General features: G+C 69.3%; 15 protein-coding genes and 1 riboswitch. Of the genes, 10 read left to right on the top strand and 5 right to left on the bottom strand.

All coding sequences use genetic code 11. The features are described 5' to 3' along the window. Nucleotides 1-3: 3 nt before the first annotated feature. Nucleotides 4-933 carry an alpha/beta fold hydrolase gene (locus ACAM52_RS29140; protein ID WP_369645286.1) on the bottom strand — a complete coding sequence of 310 codons (930 nt, stop codon included), beginning with the start codon at nucleotides 931-933 and terminating at the stop codon, nucleotides 4-6. 22 nt (nucleotides 934-955) lie between these two features. After that, nucleotides 956-1,453, bottom strand: coding sequence for a TIGR01841 family phasin (gene phaP / locus ACAM52_RS29135; RefSeq protein WP_062482351.1), 498 nt, complete (start codon nucleotides 1,451-1,453; stop codon nucleotides 956-958). A 251-nt stretch (nucleotides 1,454-1,704) separates the two neighbouring features. After that, nucleotides 1,705-1,773: riboswitch (S-adenosyl-L-homocysteine riboswitch) on the top strand. Between the two features lie 65 nt (nucleotides 1,774-1,838). Between phaP and ahcY the strand changes: the two genes are divergently transcribed. The 4 genes from ahcY to ACAM52_RS29115 are packed head-to-tail and all read left to right on the top strand — an operon-like array spanning nucleotide 1,839 to nucleotide 5,644. Beyond that, complete coding sequence (gene ahcY, locus ACAM52_RS29130; RefSeq protein ID WP_070062885.1) at nucleotides 1,839-3,278, top strand: adenosylhomocysteinase; 1,440 nt, start codon at nucleotides 1,839-1,841, stop codon at nucleotides 3,276-3,278. Between the two features lie 5 nt (nucleotides 3,279-3,283). Continuing rightward, a complete protein-coding gene (locus tag ACAM52_RS29125) occupies nucleotides 3,284-4,117 on the top strand; it encodes a TlyA family RNA methyltransferase (RefSeq protein WP_369645285.1) in 834 nt (277 codons plus the stop codon). A 10-nt stretch (nucleotides 4,118-4,127) separates the two neighbouring features. Then, nucleotides 4,128-4,952, top strand: coding sequence for a methylenetetrahydrofolate reductase [NAD(P)H] (metF, locus tag ACAM52_RS29120; RefSeq protein WP_369645284.1), 825 nt, complete (start codon nucleotides 4,128-4,130; stop codon nucleotides 4,950-4,952). 53 nt (nucleotides 4,953-5,005) lie between these two features. After that, a complete protein-coding gene (locus ACAM52_RS29115; protein ID WP_062482362.1) occupies nucleotides 5,006-5,644 on the top strand; it encodes a septal ring lytic transglycosylase RlpA family protein in 639 nt (212 codons plus the stop codon). A 10-nt stretch (nucleotides 5,645-5,654) separates the two neighbouring features. On the opposite strand, the gene ACAM52_RS29110 is transcribed toward ACAM52_RS29115, so the two are convergent. Then, complete coding sequence (locus tag ACAM52_RS29110; RefSeq protein WP_062482365.1) at nucleotides 5,655-6,614, bottom strand: 23S rRNA (adenine(2030)-N(6))-methyltransferase RlmJ; 960 nt, start codon at nucleotides 6,612-6,614, stop codon at nucleotides 5,655-5,657. 162 nt (nucleotides 6,615-6,776) lie between these two features. Here ACAM52_RS29110 and ACAM52_RS29105 point away from each other — a divergent pair, with 162 nt between their 5' ends. From ACAM52_RS29105 to mdtD, 6 genes are all read left to right on the top strand, one after another. Next, nucleotides 6,777-7,385 carry a hypothetical protein gene (locus ACAM52_RS29105; RefSeq protein WP_369645283.1) on the top strand — a complete coding sequence of 203 codons (609 nt, stop codon included), beginning with the start codon at nucleotides 6,777-6,779 and terminating at the stop codon, nucleotides 7,383-7,385. Further along, complete coding sequence (locus tag ACAM52_RS29100) at nucleotides 7,382-8,632, top strand: S1C family serine protease (protein ID WP_369645282.1); 1,251 nt, start codon at nucleotides 7,382-7,384, stop codon at nucleotides 8,630-8,632. The genes ACAM52_RS29105 and ACAM52_RS29100 overlap by 4 nt, the downstream gene beginning before the upstream one ends. Nucleotides 8,633-8,837: 205 nt before the next feature. Further along, nucleotides 8,838-9,269 (top strand): 50S ribosomal protein L13, encoded by a 432-nt coding sequence (gene rplM, locus ACAM52_RS29095; protein ID WP_062479213.1) that lies wholly within the window; start codon nucleotides 8,838-8,840, stop codon nucleotides 9,267-9,269. A 12-nt stretch (nucleotides 9,270-9,281) separates the two neighbouring features. After that, the gene (gene rpsI, locus ACAM52_RS29090) at nucleotides 9,282-9,674 is read left to right on the top strand and encodes a 30S ribosomal protein S9 (protein ID WP_062479216.1); all 393 of its coding nucleotides are present in this window, start codon (nucleotides 9,282-9,284) and stop codon (nucleotides 9,672-9,674) included. Nucleotides 9,675-9,871: 197 nt separating this feature from the next. After that, entirely contained in the window at nucleotides 9,872-10,237 is a 366-nt protein-coding gene (erpA, locus tag ACAM52_RS29085) for an iron-sulfur cluster insertion protein ErpA (RefSeq protein WP_056577477.1), read from the top strand. A 90-nt stretch (nucleotides 10,238-10,327) separates the two neighbouring features. Further along, nucleotides 10,328-11,761 carry a multidrug transporter subunit MdtD gene (gene mdtD / locus ACAM52_RS29080; RefSeq protein WP_369645281.1) on the top strand — a complete coding sequence of 478 codons (1,434 nt, stop codon included), beginning with the start codon at nucleotides 10,328-10,330 and terminating at the stop codon, nucleotides 11,759-11,761. A gap of 6 nt (nucleotides 11,762-11,767) precedes the next feature. On the opposite strand, the gene ACAM52_RS29075 is transcribed toward mdtD, so the two are convergent. Further along, nucleotides 11,768-12,916, bottom strand: coding sequence for an anhydro-N-acetylmuramic acid kinase (locus ACAM52_RS29075; protein WP_369645280.1), 1,149 nt, complete (start codon nucleotides 12,914-12,916; stop codon nucleotides 11,768-11,770). A 17-nt stretch (nucleotides 12,917-12,933) separates the two neighbouring features. Next, nucleotides 12,934-14,280 (bottom strand): M23 family metallopeptidase, encoded by a 1,347-nt coding sequence (locus ACAM52_RS29070; protein WP_062479224.1) that lies wholly within the window; start codon nucleotides 14,278-14,280, stop codon nucleotides 12,934-12,936. Between the last annotated feature and the right edge of the window lie 38 nt (nucleotides 14,281-14,318).

Here is a 14,318-nt window from a genome sequence, read left to right as displayed (position 1 = left end):
TTTTCAGTGATCGTCGCGCCGCGCCGCCCGTGCGGTGTGCGCGGCGATGGCCTCGATGATCTGCGGCCACATCGCGATCGGCAGCGCATGGCCCATGCGCGGAATGCGCAGCAGCGTCGCGCCGGGAATGGCCTCGGCCACGTCGATGCCGCAGGCCACGGGCACCAGCGGATCGACGTCGCCGTGGATCACCAGCGTGGGCACCTGCACCGCGCGCAATGCCGGCTTGCGGTTGCCCGACGCAAACACGGCCGCCAGCTGCCGCGCCACGCCGCCCGGGTTGAGGCCGCGCAGGAAGGCCAGTTGCGCGCGTTCGGCGTCGCGTGCCTCGTCGAGCGGAAAGGCGTCGGGGCCGCGCAGCACGCGCCACAGCTTGGCGTGGTGCGGCAGGTAGGCCTCGAAGCTGGTCGGCGCGGGCGCGAACAGCACCGCCAGCGCCTCGGGCGTGGGCGGCGGCAGGGCCGGGTCGCCGGTGCTCGACATGATGCTGGTGAGCGAGCGCATCCGGCCCGGGTGGTGGATGGCCATCTCCTGCCCGATGGCGCCGCCCATCGACGCGCCCACGACGTGGGCGCGCGCGATGCCCAGCGCGTCGAGCAGGCCGGCACAGTCGTCGGCCATGTCGCGCAGCGTGTAGGGCACCTGCAGCGGCCGCCCCGCCATGGCCTGCAGCATCAGCGCCTGGATGTCGGGCAGGCCGGCGTGCGGCAGGTGGGTGGAGTGGCCGATGTCGCGGTTGTCGAAGCGGATCACATGGTGGCCGCCGGCCTGCGCCAGGGCGGCGCAGAACGCGTCGTCCCAGGCGACCATCTGGGCGCCGAGGCCCATGACCAGCAACAGCGGCGGCGCCTCGGGGTCGCCGAAGCTGTCCCAGGCCAGTTCGATGCCGTTGGCGCGGGTGCGCCGTTCGGTGCGGGGCGCGACGGCGGTCATGCGGGCCTTTCTTTTCTTCTTGTTACTTGCGCTGCAGCAGCTTCGTGACCTCGTCCACGTTGGCCTGGATGCGCTGGCGCACCACGTCGAAGGCGTCGGCCTGCGACTTGGCGGCCAGGGTGGCCAGCTCCTTGATGTCGTCGACGGCGCGCTGGAACGACTGGCGGCCCAGCTCGTCGAGCTTTGCGAGGTTTTCCTTCGGGTCCTTGCCGGGCATCGCCTTGGCGGCGGTCTGCCATTCGGCGATTGCCGTCTTGATCATCTCGGTCTGTCGCTGCACCACGGTCTGCAGGCCCTGGTAGGACTTCTCGTTGGCCTGCATCAGCGCCTGCAGGTCCTTGCGGCCGCTGTCGAGCAGCTTGCCGGCGCCGCCGGTCAGGTTCAGGTTCTGCAGGCGCTCGGCCATGCCCTTGAGGTTCTTCATCGGATCGAGCATGTCCGCGGCGGACGGCGCCGCCTGCTTCGCGCCGGCGCTGCTGGCGGTGGTTTTTTTCGCGGCGGCTTTCTTGGCAGTGGCCATGGTGCGGAATCTCCTGTGTCGGGTGATGAAAACAATCGAACGGGTGGATGCAGGCAGCGGCCGGGCGGCCGGGGCCCGCCGCCACGATACGCCGGGCCGGCGCGGCTCAGGGCGCTCCAAGCGCGGATTTGCCTGCGGAGTTTCCCGGGGTGGCCCGCGCCGCGCGGCCCGGCCTGGCGGGCGCCCGCGCTTTCCGTGATGTGGGATGCCCCGGTCGATTGGCGGGCCGGGCGGCCGCGACTACAATCCGGCGCTCCGAGGAGCGTTGCAGCGCCGTCAGGCGTGAGGCTCGGACCACATCGCAACCACGCTCACCCGCTGTTCTCGCGGTGAGTCTTTCTTCCCCGTACGCAGTGGCATCTTTCAAACCAGTTTTGGAGTTCACATGAGCGCTGTACTCAAGCCCACCCCCGTCTCGACCGCCGACCAGGCGATTGCCGACCTGTCCCTTGCCGCCTGGGGCCGCAAGGAAATCAAGATCGCCGAAACCGAGATGCCCGGCCTGATGGCCATCCGTGAAGAGTTCTCGAAGGGCCAGGCCCTGAAGGGCGCGCGCATCACGGGCTCGCTGCACATGACCATCCAGACGGCCGTGCTGATCGAGACGCTGCAAGCCCTGGGCGCCGAAGTGCGCTGGGCCTCGTGCAACATCTTCTCGACGCAGGACCACGCCGCCGCCGCCATCGCCGCCGCCGGCACGCCGGTGTTCGCCATCAAGGGCGAGTCGCTGAAGGACTACTGGGACTACACCCACGCCATCTTCGACTTCGGTCCCAAGGGCTCGAAGGGCGAAGGCCCGAACATGATCCTGGACGACGGCGGCGACGCCACGCTGCTCATGCACCTGGGCCAGCGCGCTGAAAAAGACCTGGGCGTGCTCGCCAACCCGACCAGCGAAGAAGAACGCATTCTGTACGCCGCCATCAAGGCCAAGCTGGCCGTGGACGACACCTGGTACACCCGCAAGTCGGCCGAGATCATCGGCGTGACCGAAGAGACGACCACCGGCGTGCACCGCCTGAACGAGATGAGCGCCAAGGGCACGCTGCTGTTCCGCGCCATCAACGTGAACGACTCGGTCACCAAGAGCAAGTTCGACAACCTGTACGGCTGCCGCGAATCGCTGGTGGACGGCATCAAGCGCGCGACCGACGTGATGATCGCCGGCAAGGTGGCCTGCGTGGCCGGCTACGGCGACGTGGGCAAGGGCTCGGCCCAGGCCCTGCGTGCACTGTCGGCGCAGGTGTGGGTCACCGAAATCGACCCCATCAACGCCCTGCAGGCCGCCATGGAAGGCTACAAGGTCGTGACCATGGAGTACGCCGCCGACAAGGCCGACATCTTCGTGACCACCACCGGCAACCGCGACGTGATCCGCCACGAGCACATGGCCGCCATGAAGGACCAGGCCATCGTCTGCAACATCGGCCACTTCGACAACGAGATCGACGTCGCGTCGATCGAGAAGTACGAGTGGGAAGAGATCAAGCCGCAGGTCGACCACATCACCTTCCCGGACGGCAAGAAGATCATCCTGCTGGCCAAGGGCCGCCTGGTGAACCTGGGCTGCGGCACGGGCCACCCGAGCTTCGTGATGTCGTCGTCGTTCGCCAACCAGACCATCGCCCAGATCGAGCTGTTCACCAAGCCCGACGCCTACCAGGCCGGCAAGGTCTACGTGCTGCCCAAGCACCTGGACGAGAAGGTTGCGCGCCTGCACCTGAAGAAGGTCGGCGCCATGCTCACCGAGCTGACCGACTCGCAAGCCGCCTACATCGGCGTGGACAAGAACGGCCCTTACAAGCCGGACACCTACCGCTATTGATCCGCGTGCGCGCCGATCAACTGTTGGTAGAACGCGGCATGGCCGCGTCGCGTTCGCAGGCCGTGCGGCTCATCGCCGGCGGCATGCGCTGGCGTGACGCGGGCACGAGCGACGCGTGGCGCAACGTCGCCAAGAACAAGGACGAAGTGCCCGAGTCGGCCGAGCTCGAGCTCGCCGACGCCGCCGAGGCACGCTATGTGTCGCGCGGCGGCCTCAAGCTCGAAGGCGCGCTGAAGACCAGCGGCGTGGACCCGACCGGCAAGCTCTGCCTGGACGTCGGCCAGTCGACCGGCGGCTTCACCGACTGCCTGCTGCAGCATGGCGCCGCCAAGGTGGTGGGCGTCGACGTGGGCCACGGGCAGCTGCATGCGCGCATGCGCGAGGACGAGCGCGTGGTCGCCATCGAAGGCGTCAATGCGCGGGCGTTGTCGCCGGCCGATCTGCAGGTGGACGATGGCGAGGACGACGAGGTGGGTGAGGCGCTCGAAGCTGTCGAAGCCCCGGCCGAGCCGCGCTTCGACCTCATCGTCGGCGACCTGTCCTTCATCTCGCTCACGCTGGTGCTGCCGGCCGTGGTGCAGTTCCTGGCCGACGACGGCCAGTTGCTGATGCTGGTCAAGCCGCAGTTCGAACTGCAGCCCGGCCAGGTCGGCAAGGGCGGCATCGTGCGCGACGAGGCGATGTACGCTGTGGTCGAGAAGCGCCTGCACGACGCCTGCGCGGCGCTCGAGCTGAAGGTGCTGCGCTGGTTCGACAGCCCGATCGCCGGGGGCGACGGCAACCGCGAGTTTTTCATTCATGCCGTTCGTGCTGCTGCCAAGGCGGGCGACGGTTCCTAAGGAGACGCAGGTGCGCCTTCCGCTGAGTTTCGAATTCTTCCCGACCAAGACGCCCGAAGGCGCGGTCAAGCTGCGCGCCGTGCGCCAGCAGCTCTATGTGCGCAAGCCGCAGTTCTGCTCCGTCACGTACGGCGCGGGCGGCTCCACGCACCAGGGCACCTTCGGTGCGGTGCAGGAGATCCTGGCCGAGGGCGTGGATGCCGCGAGCCACTTCTCGTGCATCGGCGCCACGCGCGCCACCGTGCGCGAGCAACTGGCCGAGCTGAAGGCCATGGGCGTGAAGCGCCTGGTGGCGCTGCGCGGCGACCTGCCCAGCGGCTACGGCATCGGCGGCGAGTTCCAGTACGCGAGCGACCTGGTCGCCTTCATCCGCGAGGAGACCGGCCGCGACTTCCACATCGAGGTGGCCTGCTACCCCGAAGTGCATCCGCAGGCGCGCTCGCCCGAAGCCGACCTGCAGGCCTTCGCGACCAAGGTGAAGGCGGGGGCCGACTCGGCCATCACGCAGTATTTCTTCAGCCCTGAGGCCTACTTCCGCTTCGTCGACGACGCGCGCAAGCTGGGGCTCGACACGCCGATCGTGCCGGGCATCATGCCCATCACCAGCTCGACGCAGCTCATGCGTTTTTCGGACGCGTGCGGCGCCGAGATCCCGCGCTGGATCCGCCTGCGGCTGCAGGGCTTCGGCGACGACACGGCCTCCATCAAGGCCTTCGGCCTGGACGTGGTGACCGACCTGTGCGAGCGCCTGCAAGCGGGCGGCGCACCCGCGATCCACTTCTACACGATGAACCAGTCGGCGGCCACGCTGGCCATTCTGGAGCGCCTGGATTGAGAGGGCTGCGCGCGGTCGCCGTCGCGGTCTCCTGCGTGCTCGCAGGGTGCACCATGCCGCCTGCCACGCAGGAGAAAGACGCGGACACCGCCGCCGCGCCGGCGGCGTCCGGCAAGCGGCTGCAGCCGCTGGGACGCGGCCTGGCCGTGCCGCCCGGTGCCGCCCCGCGCTCGGCCGTGCCGTCGGTGCGCTACGACCTCGCGGTGTCGGGCACCGGCGAATCGCTCGACGATGGCGTGCCCGGCGATGAGCCGCGCGAGATCTTCGAGCGTGGTGGCGCGTCGTGGTACGGCATCCAGTTCCACCAGCGCAAGACCGCCAACGGCGAGCGCTTCGACATGGGCGCCATGACGGCGGCCCACAAGACGCTGCCCTTCAACACGCGCGTGTGCGTGCGCAGCCTGGTCAACGGCAGCGAGGTGCTGGTGCGCGTCAACGACCGCGGGCCCTTCACGCCGGGCCGCATCATCGACCTGAGCCGCGCCGCGGCCGACCGCATCGGCCTCACGAGCATGGGCATCAAGCAGGTGGCGCTGTCGGTCATCGACCGCGAGGGCATGCGCTGCGGCGGCCAGGCCGTGGCGGCGGAAGATCTGCAGCCCGCGCTGTTGCCCGAGGCGCCGACGTCGCGCGTGCGTGCGCCGGCCCCTGCGCGCAAGCGGGTGCTCGTGCCGCCGCGCAAGCGCCGCTGAGCGGCCGGCCTCAGCCGCCGCTCTCGAGCGAGTAGGCGGCGTTACGGTCCTGGGCCAGGCGCTCGGCCAGCTGCGGCAGCGCCTCGGCCAGTTGTGCCTTCAGCGTGTAGGGCGGGTTGATCAGGAACATCCCGCTCGCCGGCAGGCCCGGGCGCTGCGTTTCGCCCGAGGCGGCGTCCTTCGTGATCTTGCTCGACTTGACCGTCAGCGTGGCGTGCAGCCACGGCTTGCCGGCCTTGGTCGCCATCGTCTTCAGGCGGCGCGGCAGGTCGTGCGCCTCGGGGCGCGGAATGATCGGATACCAGACGGCATACGTGCCGGTGGCGAAGCGCTTGAGCGCCTCGGCCGCGAAGTCGAGCACGCGGCCGTAGTCGGTCTTCATTTCGTAGCTCGGGTCCATCAGCACCAGCGCGCGGCGCGAGGGCGGCGGCAGGAACTTGGTGGCGCTGCCGAAGCCGTCGTCGCGCAGCACGGCGATGCGGCGGCCGGCCTCGAGCTGGGCGATGTTGGCGTCCAGCGTGCGGGCGTCGGTCGGGTGCAGCTCGAACAGCTTGAGCTTGTCGTGGTCGCGCAGCAGGTGCTGCACGATGAACGGCGAGCCGGGGTAGACGCGCGCGCCGCCCTTGGGGTTGAAGTCGTGGATCACGCTCAGGTAGCGGGCGATGGCTTCGGCGACCGGCTTGTCTTCGGCGGGGGCTGCGGGCTTCTTGCCCGCCGACTTGGCGGCGGGGGCGGGCGTGGCGGGGGCTTTTTCCGGTTCGGCGAAGAAGCGCAGCACGCCGTCGGCCGCCTCGCCGCTGGTGCCGGCGTAGTCGCCGTCGAGCCGGTACAGGCCGGCGCCGGCGTGGGTGTCGACGACGGTCAGCGCGGCGTCTTTTTCAAGCAGGTGGTCGAGGGTGGCAATCAGGACCGTGTGCTTGAGCACGTCGGCGTGGTTGCCGGCATGGAACGCGTGGCGGTAACTGAACATGGAATGAGGCCTGAAAAAGTGGAAAGGGGAGCGCTAGACTCGCGCGGCGCTACATTGATTTACAAAACACAACGAGGGGCAGCAATGCGAGGAGCCGGATGGCGATTTTGGGGCCTGTGCGTCGGCGCGGGTGTTTTGTCTATTTTGACGGGCTGCGCCTCCGTGACCCACGGCACCACGCAGAACGTGAAGGTCGAGACCCTGTCGCCCGAGGGCAAGGTGGTCGACGGCGCCCGCTGCCGGGTCTCCAACGACCGCAATGATGCGGTGGTGCGCTCGGGCCTGACCCTGCCGGTGCGGCGCTCGGGCGAGAACCTGAACATCGAATGCACCCAGTCCGGCCTGCCGCCGGCCCGCGGCCAGGCGATTTCGCGCGTCAACGTGGGCCTGGTCGGCAACGTGATGATCGGCGGCCTGGTCGGCGTGGCGATCGACACCGGCACCGGCGCGGGCTTCAACTACCCGAGCTGGATCCAGCTGATCTTCGGCGAGGTGCGCAGCTTCGACCGCAGCGCGCAGACCGGCGACGAAGCGACGGCCGGCATGAAGATCGGCACGACCGAGATGGCGGCCGCGCCGGCGCCGAAGACGGCCGTGGCAGCGCCTGTGCCTGCGCCCGCGCCCGCGCCGGCCGTGGTCGCGCCACCGCCGCCTCCCGTGGCGGTTGCACCGCCCGCTCCGGTGCGCCCCGCACCTGCGGCGCCGCCCGCCGCACCCGACGCCCGCGTCTCGATGGACGACCTGCGCGGCCTGCTGCCCGCCAAGCCGTGAAGCCGATCTGGAAGAACGCCGCGCCGTGGCTGTGCGCCGCGGGCGCCTTGCTGGCCGCCGGCCAGGCCGCCGCGCTGGAGCCCGATGCCCTGTTCGCCAAGCTGACGGGCAGCGTCTGGGCCGTGCGCACCTTCGATGCGCAGGAGCGCCCGCTGCGCGCCGGCAGCGCCGTGGTGATCGCGCCCGGTCGCCTCGTCACCAACTGCCACGTGCTCGCCAAGGCCAGCAATTTCGTGGTCAAGCGCGACAACGTCACCTACGGCGCCACGCTCGAATACCCGGACCCGGGGCGCGACCTGTGCCAGATCAAGGTCGCCAACTTCACGGCAACCCCGGTGACCCTGGCGCCCGCCGGCGGTGCGCGGGTGGGGCAGCGCGTGTACGCCATCGGCAACCCGCGCGGGCTGGAAAACACGCTCAGCGAAGGCCTGTTGTCGGGCCTGCGCGGTGGCGACGGCGAGGCGCGGCTGCTGCAGACCACGGCCGCCATCGCCCCCGGGTCGAGCGGCGGCGGGCTGTTCGACAGCGACGGCCGCCTGCTGGGCATCACCACCTTCTCTGCCCGCGACGGCGGCAACCTGAATTTCGCGATGCCGGCCGAGTTCCTGGCGGAACTGCCGGCCCGCGCCCAGGCGCAGCTGGCGGCGCGGGCGCGTGAGCCCGAAGGCGGCGCCCGCCGCAGCGCCGGCGTGGCGCTGGCGGAGCCGCTGCGCGCCGGCGACGCGCTCGAGTACGTGCGCACCGACCGGCTGACGGGCAACCGCATGCCGGTGATCTATCGGGTGGACCGGGTCAACGGCGACGAGGTGTCGTTCAACGCGGGCAGCCGGATCGAGAAGACCAACGGGCAGGTGGTGTCGATCACGTCGCCGATTGGCGGCATGTACGACAGCGCGTCGCCGCCGGGCGGCTGGGCGCCGAAGGACGAGGTCCAGCCCGGCATGCGCTGGCACCTGGACTACGTGACGACCACCGACGACCGGCTGCGGCATGAACTCAATGCCTCGGTGGGCGCTGAACACACGGTGCGCGTGGACGGCGTGGAGCTCAATGTGGTGCGCATCAGCTATGAAGGCTGGATCTACGCCTCCGCTGGCACGGGCGCCGCCCTGACCGGCACGCCGTTCAAGGTGGCCGTCCTGTACAGCCCCGACCTGAAGCGGATCGTCCAGTTCGAGGCCAGGCACCGGCGCGCCTATGCCAGCGTGACCAACGAGAGCCTGGAACTCGTCCGCATCCAGCGCTGAGGCCCCCGGAAGCCCGGAAATTGGCCGTTTGGCCATTTCTTCATATAATCGCGGGCTTCGCAGCGTTTTTGTAGCCCCGCGGCGAAGGCATGCCAGCTGCCCTTTCATTGGGCGGAAGGCGTGAAAACCCACCTAAGAGATTCCCATCAGAGGAACGCCGACCGTGGAAAAGGGCTCGCCAAACCCTCTTTCAAGAGAAAAACTCATGACCAAAACGTTCAGCGCCAAGCCCGCTGACGTGACGCACGAGTGGTTTGTGATTGACGCGACCGACAAGGTCCTCGGACGAGTAGCCAGCGAAGTTGCTCTCCGTTTGCGCGGCAAACACAAGGCCATTTACACGCCTCACGTCGATACCGGTGACTACATCGTCATCATCAACGCCGCGCAACTGCGCGTCACCGGCGCCAAGTCGATCGACAAGGTGTACTACCGTCACTCGGGCTACCCGGGCGGTATCACGGCGACGAACTTCCGCGACATGCAGAACAAGCACCCGGGCCGCGCCCTGGAAAAGGCTGTCAAGGGCATGCTGCCCAAGGGCCCGCTTGGTTACGCGATGATCAAGAAACTCAAGGTGTACGGTGGTGCTGAGCACCCGCATACCGCCCAACAGCCCAAAGTGCTGGAACTGTAAGGAGCCTTGAGAATGATTGGTGAATGGAACAATGGCACCGGCCGTCGCAAATCCAGCGTCGCCCGCGTGTTTCTGAAAAAAGGCACCGGCAAGATCACGGTCAACGGCAAGGACATCCAAGCGTTCTTCGGCCGTGAAACCTCGATCATGATCGCCAAGCAGCCCCTGGCGCTGACCAACAACCTCGAAGCTTTCGACGTGATGGTCAACGTGAACGGCGGCGGCGAATCGGGTCAAGCCGGCGCCACGCGCCACGGCATCACCCGTGCCCTGATCGACTACGACGCTTCGCTGAAGCCCGTCCTGAGCCAAGCCGGCTTCGTGACGCGTGACGCACGTGAAGTCGAGCGTAAGAAGGTCGGTCTGCACTCCGCCCGTCGCCGCAAGCAGTTCAGCAAGCGCTGATCCCCTGCTCGTTGCGAGACAAGAAGCCGCCCTCGGGCGGCTTTTTCGTGGCCGCGTCCCCCAGGTGCCCCTGGTGGATGCGGCGCCCGACCCCACTTGCGATGGGTGCTCGCCACAGTCGGCCTGCCGAAAATGCGGCATTGCAGTAGCATCCGTCCCATTGGCCGCCCAAGCGGCCCCCCAAGGAGTTTCACCCCATGAGCGCTGTTGCCGAAAACATCCAGACCCAGATGCCCGAGCCGATCGTCTTCACCGACAGCGCGGCCGCCAAGGTCGCCGACCTGATTGCCGAAGAGGGCAATCCCGACCTGAAGCTGCGCGTGTTCGTGCAGGGTGGCGGGTGCTCGGGCTTCCAGTACGGTTTCACCTTCGACGAGATCACCAACGAAGACGACACCACCATGACCAAGAACGGTGTGTCGCTGCTGATCGACGCCATGAGCTACCAGTACCTGCTCGGCGCCGAGATCGACTACAAGGAAGATCTGCAGGGCGCCCAGTTCGTCATCAAGAACCCGAACGCCACCAGCACCTGCGGCTGCGGTTCCAGCTTCTCGGCCTGATGCCTGGATGCTGCTGACCAGCCCCCTCGAAAAAGCCGCCTCCGGGCGGTTTTTTGCTGCCTGTCGTTTTTCCGAGTCCACGCCTTCCCGATGAGCCCCGAAACCGCCGTCCCCGTCGATCCCGCCCGCAAGAGCCTGCTGTGGCTCGTGGCCGTGGGCTTTTTCATGCAGACGCTGGACGCCACCATCATCAACACGGCGCTGCCCGCCATGGCCGCCAGCCTGGGCGAGAGCCCGCTGCGCATGCAGTCGGTGGTGGTGGCCTACGCGCTCACGATGGCGATGCTGATCCCGGCCTCGGGCTGGATCGCCGACCGCTTCGGCACGCGGCGCGTCTTCTTCTGCGCCATCGTGCTGTTCGCGGCCGGCTCGGTGCTGTGCGCGCTCTCGCAGGGGCTGGGGCAGCTCGTGGCGGCGCGGGTGGTGCAGGGCCTGGGCGGGGCGCTGCTGCTGCCTGTGGGGCGCCTGGCGCTGCTGCGCACGGTGCCGCGCGGCGAGTTCCTGCAGGCGATGAGCTTCGTGGCCATTCCGGGGCTCATCGGGCCGCTGCTGGGGCCCACGCTGGGCGGCTGGCTGGTGCAGTACGCCTCCTGGCACTGGATCTTCCTCATCAACGTGCCGGTGGGGCTGGCCGGCTGCATCGCCACGCTGCGCTACATGCCGGACCTGCGCGGCGCCCTCCAGAAGCGCTTCGACGGCGTGGGCTACGCGCTGCTGGCCTTCGGCATGGTGGCGATCTCGCTGGCGGTCGACGGCGTGTCGGGGCTCGGGCTGCGCCAGGGCGGGGTGATGGCGGTGCTGATCTTCGGCTTCGCCAGCGTGGTCGCCTACTGGCTGCACGCGGCGCGCACGCCCGAGCCGCTGTTCTCGCCCGCGCTGTTCGGCATCCCGACGCTGAGCATCGGCCTGCTGGGCAACCTGTTCTCGCGCCTGGGCAGCAGCTGCATGCCCTTCCTGGTGCCGCTGCTGCTGCAGGTGTCGATGGGCTATTCGCCGGTGCGCGCCGGGCTGATGATGCTGCCGGTCGCGCTGGCCGGCATGGCGATGAAGCGCTTTGCCACGCCGCTGATCACGCGCCACGGCTACCGCCGCGTGCTGGTGGCCAACACGGTGCTGGTGGGCTGCACCATGGCCAGCTTCGGCCTCACGGCGCCGGGGCAGCCGGTGCCGCTGCACCTGCTGCAGCTGCTGGTGTTCGGCGCGGTCAACTCGCTGCAGTTCACGGCCATGAACACCATCACCCTGAAGGACCTCGACGGCGGCATGGCCAGCAGCGGCAACAGCCTGCTGTCGATGGTGCAGATGCTGGCGATGAGCCTGGGCGTGGCCGCGGCCGGCGCCGTGCTGGCGGGCTACAACGGCGTGTTCGGCACGGCCACGGCGATGCAGACGCTCGATGCGTTCCAGGCCACGTTCGCGACCATGGGGCTCATCACGGTGGCTTCGGCGCTGATCTTCTGGCATCTGCCGGCAGAAGTGCGGGCGGCACAGCCTGCGCAGCCGGAAGTCTCCGGCCAGGGCTGACGCAGATCAGGCGGGGTAGATCGCGCCGAGCACCCGCGCCCCGCGCGCGCCGGTCACGCTCGCGAGGTTGCCGGGTTCGCGCCGGACGGTGCGCCGGGCCAGCCACGCAAAGGCGGCCGCCTCGACCTGCTGGGGCGGCAGGCCGTGTTCCGACGACGCCTGCACCTGCACGCCGGGCAGCAGGGCGCGCAGGCGCGCCATGAGGTGGTCGTTGAGCGCACCGCCGCCGCAGACGATCAGCAAGGCGCTCTCTTTTTGATAGCTTCGCAGCGCTGCCGCGCAGGTGCTGGCGGTGAGTTCGGCCAGCGTGGCCTGCACGTCGACAGGCGCCCAGGCGGCCGTGCCCAGGTGGCCGGCCAGCCAGTCCGGGTGGAATAAATCGCGCCCCGTGCTCTTCGGCGGCGCCTTGGCGAAATACGGCTCGGCCTGCAGCCGGGCCAGCAGCTCGGGCAGCACGCGCCCGCTGGCTGCCCACTGGCCGCCTTGGTCGAAGGGCTGGCCGAGGTGGCGCTGGCACCAGTGGTCCATCAGTGCGTTGGCGGGGCCGCAATCGAAGCCCAGCAGGGGGGCGGTGCCCGCTGGCGCGCTCGTGGCGGGCAGCAGGCTCAGGTTGGAGATGCCGCCGAGGTTCAGCACGGCGACGGGCGCGTCGGGCTGGGCGAACAGGGCCTGGTGAAAGGCCGGCACCAGCGGGGCGCCCTGGCCGCCGGCCGCGAGGTCGCGGCTGCGGAAGTCGGCGACCACGTCGATGCCGCTCAGTTCGGCCAGCAGCGAGGGGTTGTTGACCTGCAGCGTGTAGCCCGTGCCGTCGAACTCGAGCGGCCGGTGGCGCACGGTCTGGCCGTGGGCGCCGATGGCGGCGACGGCTGTCGGGGCGGTGCCGGTGCGGGCCAGCAACTGCGCGACCACGTCGGCATACACCCGCGCCAGGCCGTTGCCGGCCAGGGCCGCGCGGTGCAGTTCGTTGTCGCCGGGGGTGTTGAGCGCCAGCAGCTCGGCGCGCAGCGGGGCGGGAAAGTCGGCGCTGGCGTGGCCGATCACCGCGAGGTGGCCGTCGTCGGAGAAATCGGCGATGACGCCGTCGACCCCGTCGAGCGAGGTGCCCGACATCAGGCCGATGAAGCGTTGCTGCGGCGGCTGCGGTGCGGCGGCCATGCCCAGGGGAGCGAGGCTCAGTCGGCGCTGGCCTGGATCACCGAGAAGGCGGCGGCCAGCTCGGTGCGGGCGCCCACGGCGATGCGTTCGAAGGCCGGACGCAGGGCGGCGGTGATCGGTGCGCCGCCTTCCTGCGCGATCGTGGTCGGGTCCTGGTAGGCCCCGCCGACGCGGTATTCGAAGTGCAGGTGCGGGCCGGTGGCCCAGCCGGTGGAGCCGACGGCGCCGATGGTCTGGCCCTGGCTCACGCTCTCGCCGGCCTTCACGTTGATGCGGCTCAGGTGGGCGTAGGCCGTCTGCTGGTTGTTGCGGTGGTTGATGATGACGATGTTGCCGTAGCCGCTTTGCGTGCCGGCGAAATCGACCGTGCCATCACCGACCGTGCGCACCGCGGTGCCCGTGGGCGCCGCGTAGTCGATGCCGTTGTGCTGGCGCCAGCTGTTCAGGATCGGGTGCATGCGCATCGCGAAACCGCTGGACACGCGCGAGAACTCGACCGGCGAAGCCAGGTAGGCCTTGCGCAGGCTGTCGCCGTTCGGGCGGTAGTAGCTGCCCTTCTGGCCCGCGCCCGGGGGCTGGAACCAGACGGCCTGGTGGACCTTGCCGTTGTTCTCGAACTCGGCCGAGAGCACGCGGCCGCTGCGCAGCGCCTGGCCGTCGGCTTCGAAGGTCTCGTAGACCACGGCGAAGCGGTCGCCCTTGCGCAGCGAGCGCACGTCGACGTCGCCCGCGAAGATGTCGGCCAGCTGGCTCGCCACCGCGTCGGGAATGCGCGAGTCGTCGGTGGCGGCGAACAGCGAGCTGCGGATGGTGCCGCTGGCCAGGCGCGTGCCCGGCGTCAGCATGTCGCGCTCGGTGCGGGCGACAAAACCGGTGGGCGTGCGCTCGACGACGAAACGCTTGAAGCCGCCATCGGCGTCGGGAATCCAGCGGGCGCTCAGCTTCTGCAGCTGGTTTTCCTGCGTGGCTTCGGCCGTCACGGTGCGGCCCACGCGCGCGAACAGCGCCATGCGCGCCTCGGCGTTGCCGCGCACGAAGGCGGTGGCGGCGGGGTCGGAGATGCCCAGGCGCTTCATCAGCGCCTCGGCCGTGTCGCTGGAGCGCGAGACGTCGGTGCGGAACAGCGTGAAGCTGAAGTTCTCGAGCGACGCCGACTGGTCGGCGAAAGACACCGGCGCGGTGGCTTCGAGCACTTGCTGGATGGGGAGGTCGGACGCGTCGGGACCGAGCGAGGCGACCGCGAGGGTGCCGGCGCTGAGCAGCATCGCAGCGATCGCTGCGGTGATCTGCTTGGGGTACGTCCGGAATGTGTACGCCACGCGGGAAGCGAGAAGCTCCTCGGCGGCAAGGATGCCGTTGATCAAACTGTGGATTCCAACTCAGGTTCTGCAGGTCCGTGCTG

Origin of the sequence: Variovorax sp. V118 (assembly GCF_041154445.1) — a bacterium.
GTDB classification, from domain to species: Bacteria; Pseudomonadota; Gammaproteobacteria; order Burkholderiales; family Burkholderiaceae_C; genus Variovorax; species Variovorax boronicumulans.
The sequence above is the reverse complement of the archived record's forward strand: the minus strand, read 5'-3'. Positions and strand labels throughout refer to the sequence as shown.

Excerpts from the sequence above, each read along its gene's own strand:
- ACAM52_RS29140 (WP_369645286.1), bottom strand. The coding sequence starts at position 933 with ATGACCGCCGTCGCGCCCCGCACCGAACGGCGCACCCGCGCCAACGGC.
- phaP (WP_062482351.1), bottom strand. The coding sequence starts at position 1,453 with ATGGCCACTGCCAAGAAAGCCGCCGCGAAAAAAACCACCGCCAGCAGC.
- ahcY (WP_070062885.1), top strand. The coding sequence starts at position 1,839 with ATGAGCGCTGTACTCAAGCCCACCCCCGTCTCGACCGCCGACCAGGCG.
- ACAM52_RS29115 (WP_062482362.1), top strand. The coding sequence starts at position 5,006 with ATGCCGCCTGCCACGCAGGAGAAAGACGCGGACACCGCCGCCGCGCCG.
- ACAM52_RS29110 (WP_062482365.1), bottom strand. The coding sequence starts at position 6,614 with ATGTTCAGTTACCGCCACGCGTTCCATGCCGGCAACCACGCCGACGTG.
- rplM (WP_062479213.1), top strand. The coding sequence starts at position 8,838 with ATGACCAAAACGTTCAGCGCCAAGCCCGCTGACGTGACGCACGAGTGG.
- rpsI (WP_062479216.1), top strand. The coding sequence starts at position 9,282 with ATGATTGGTGAATGGAACAATGGCACCGGCCGTCGCAAATCCAGCGTC.
- erpA (WP_056577477.1), top strand. The coding sequence starts at position 9,872 with ATGAGCGCTGTTGCCGAAAACATCCAGACCCAGATGCCCGAGCCGATC.
- mdtD (WP_369645281.1), top strand. The coding sequence starts at position 10,328 with ATGAGCCCCGAAACCGCCGTCCCCGTCGATCCCGCCCGCAAGAGCCTG.
- ACAM52_RS29075 (WP_369645280.1), bottom strand. The coding sequence starts at position 12,916 with ATGGCCGCCGCACCGCAGCCGCCGCAGCAACGCTTCATCGGCCTGATG.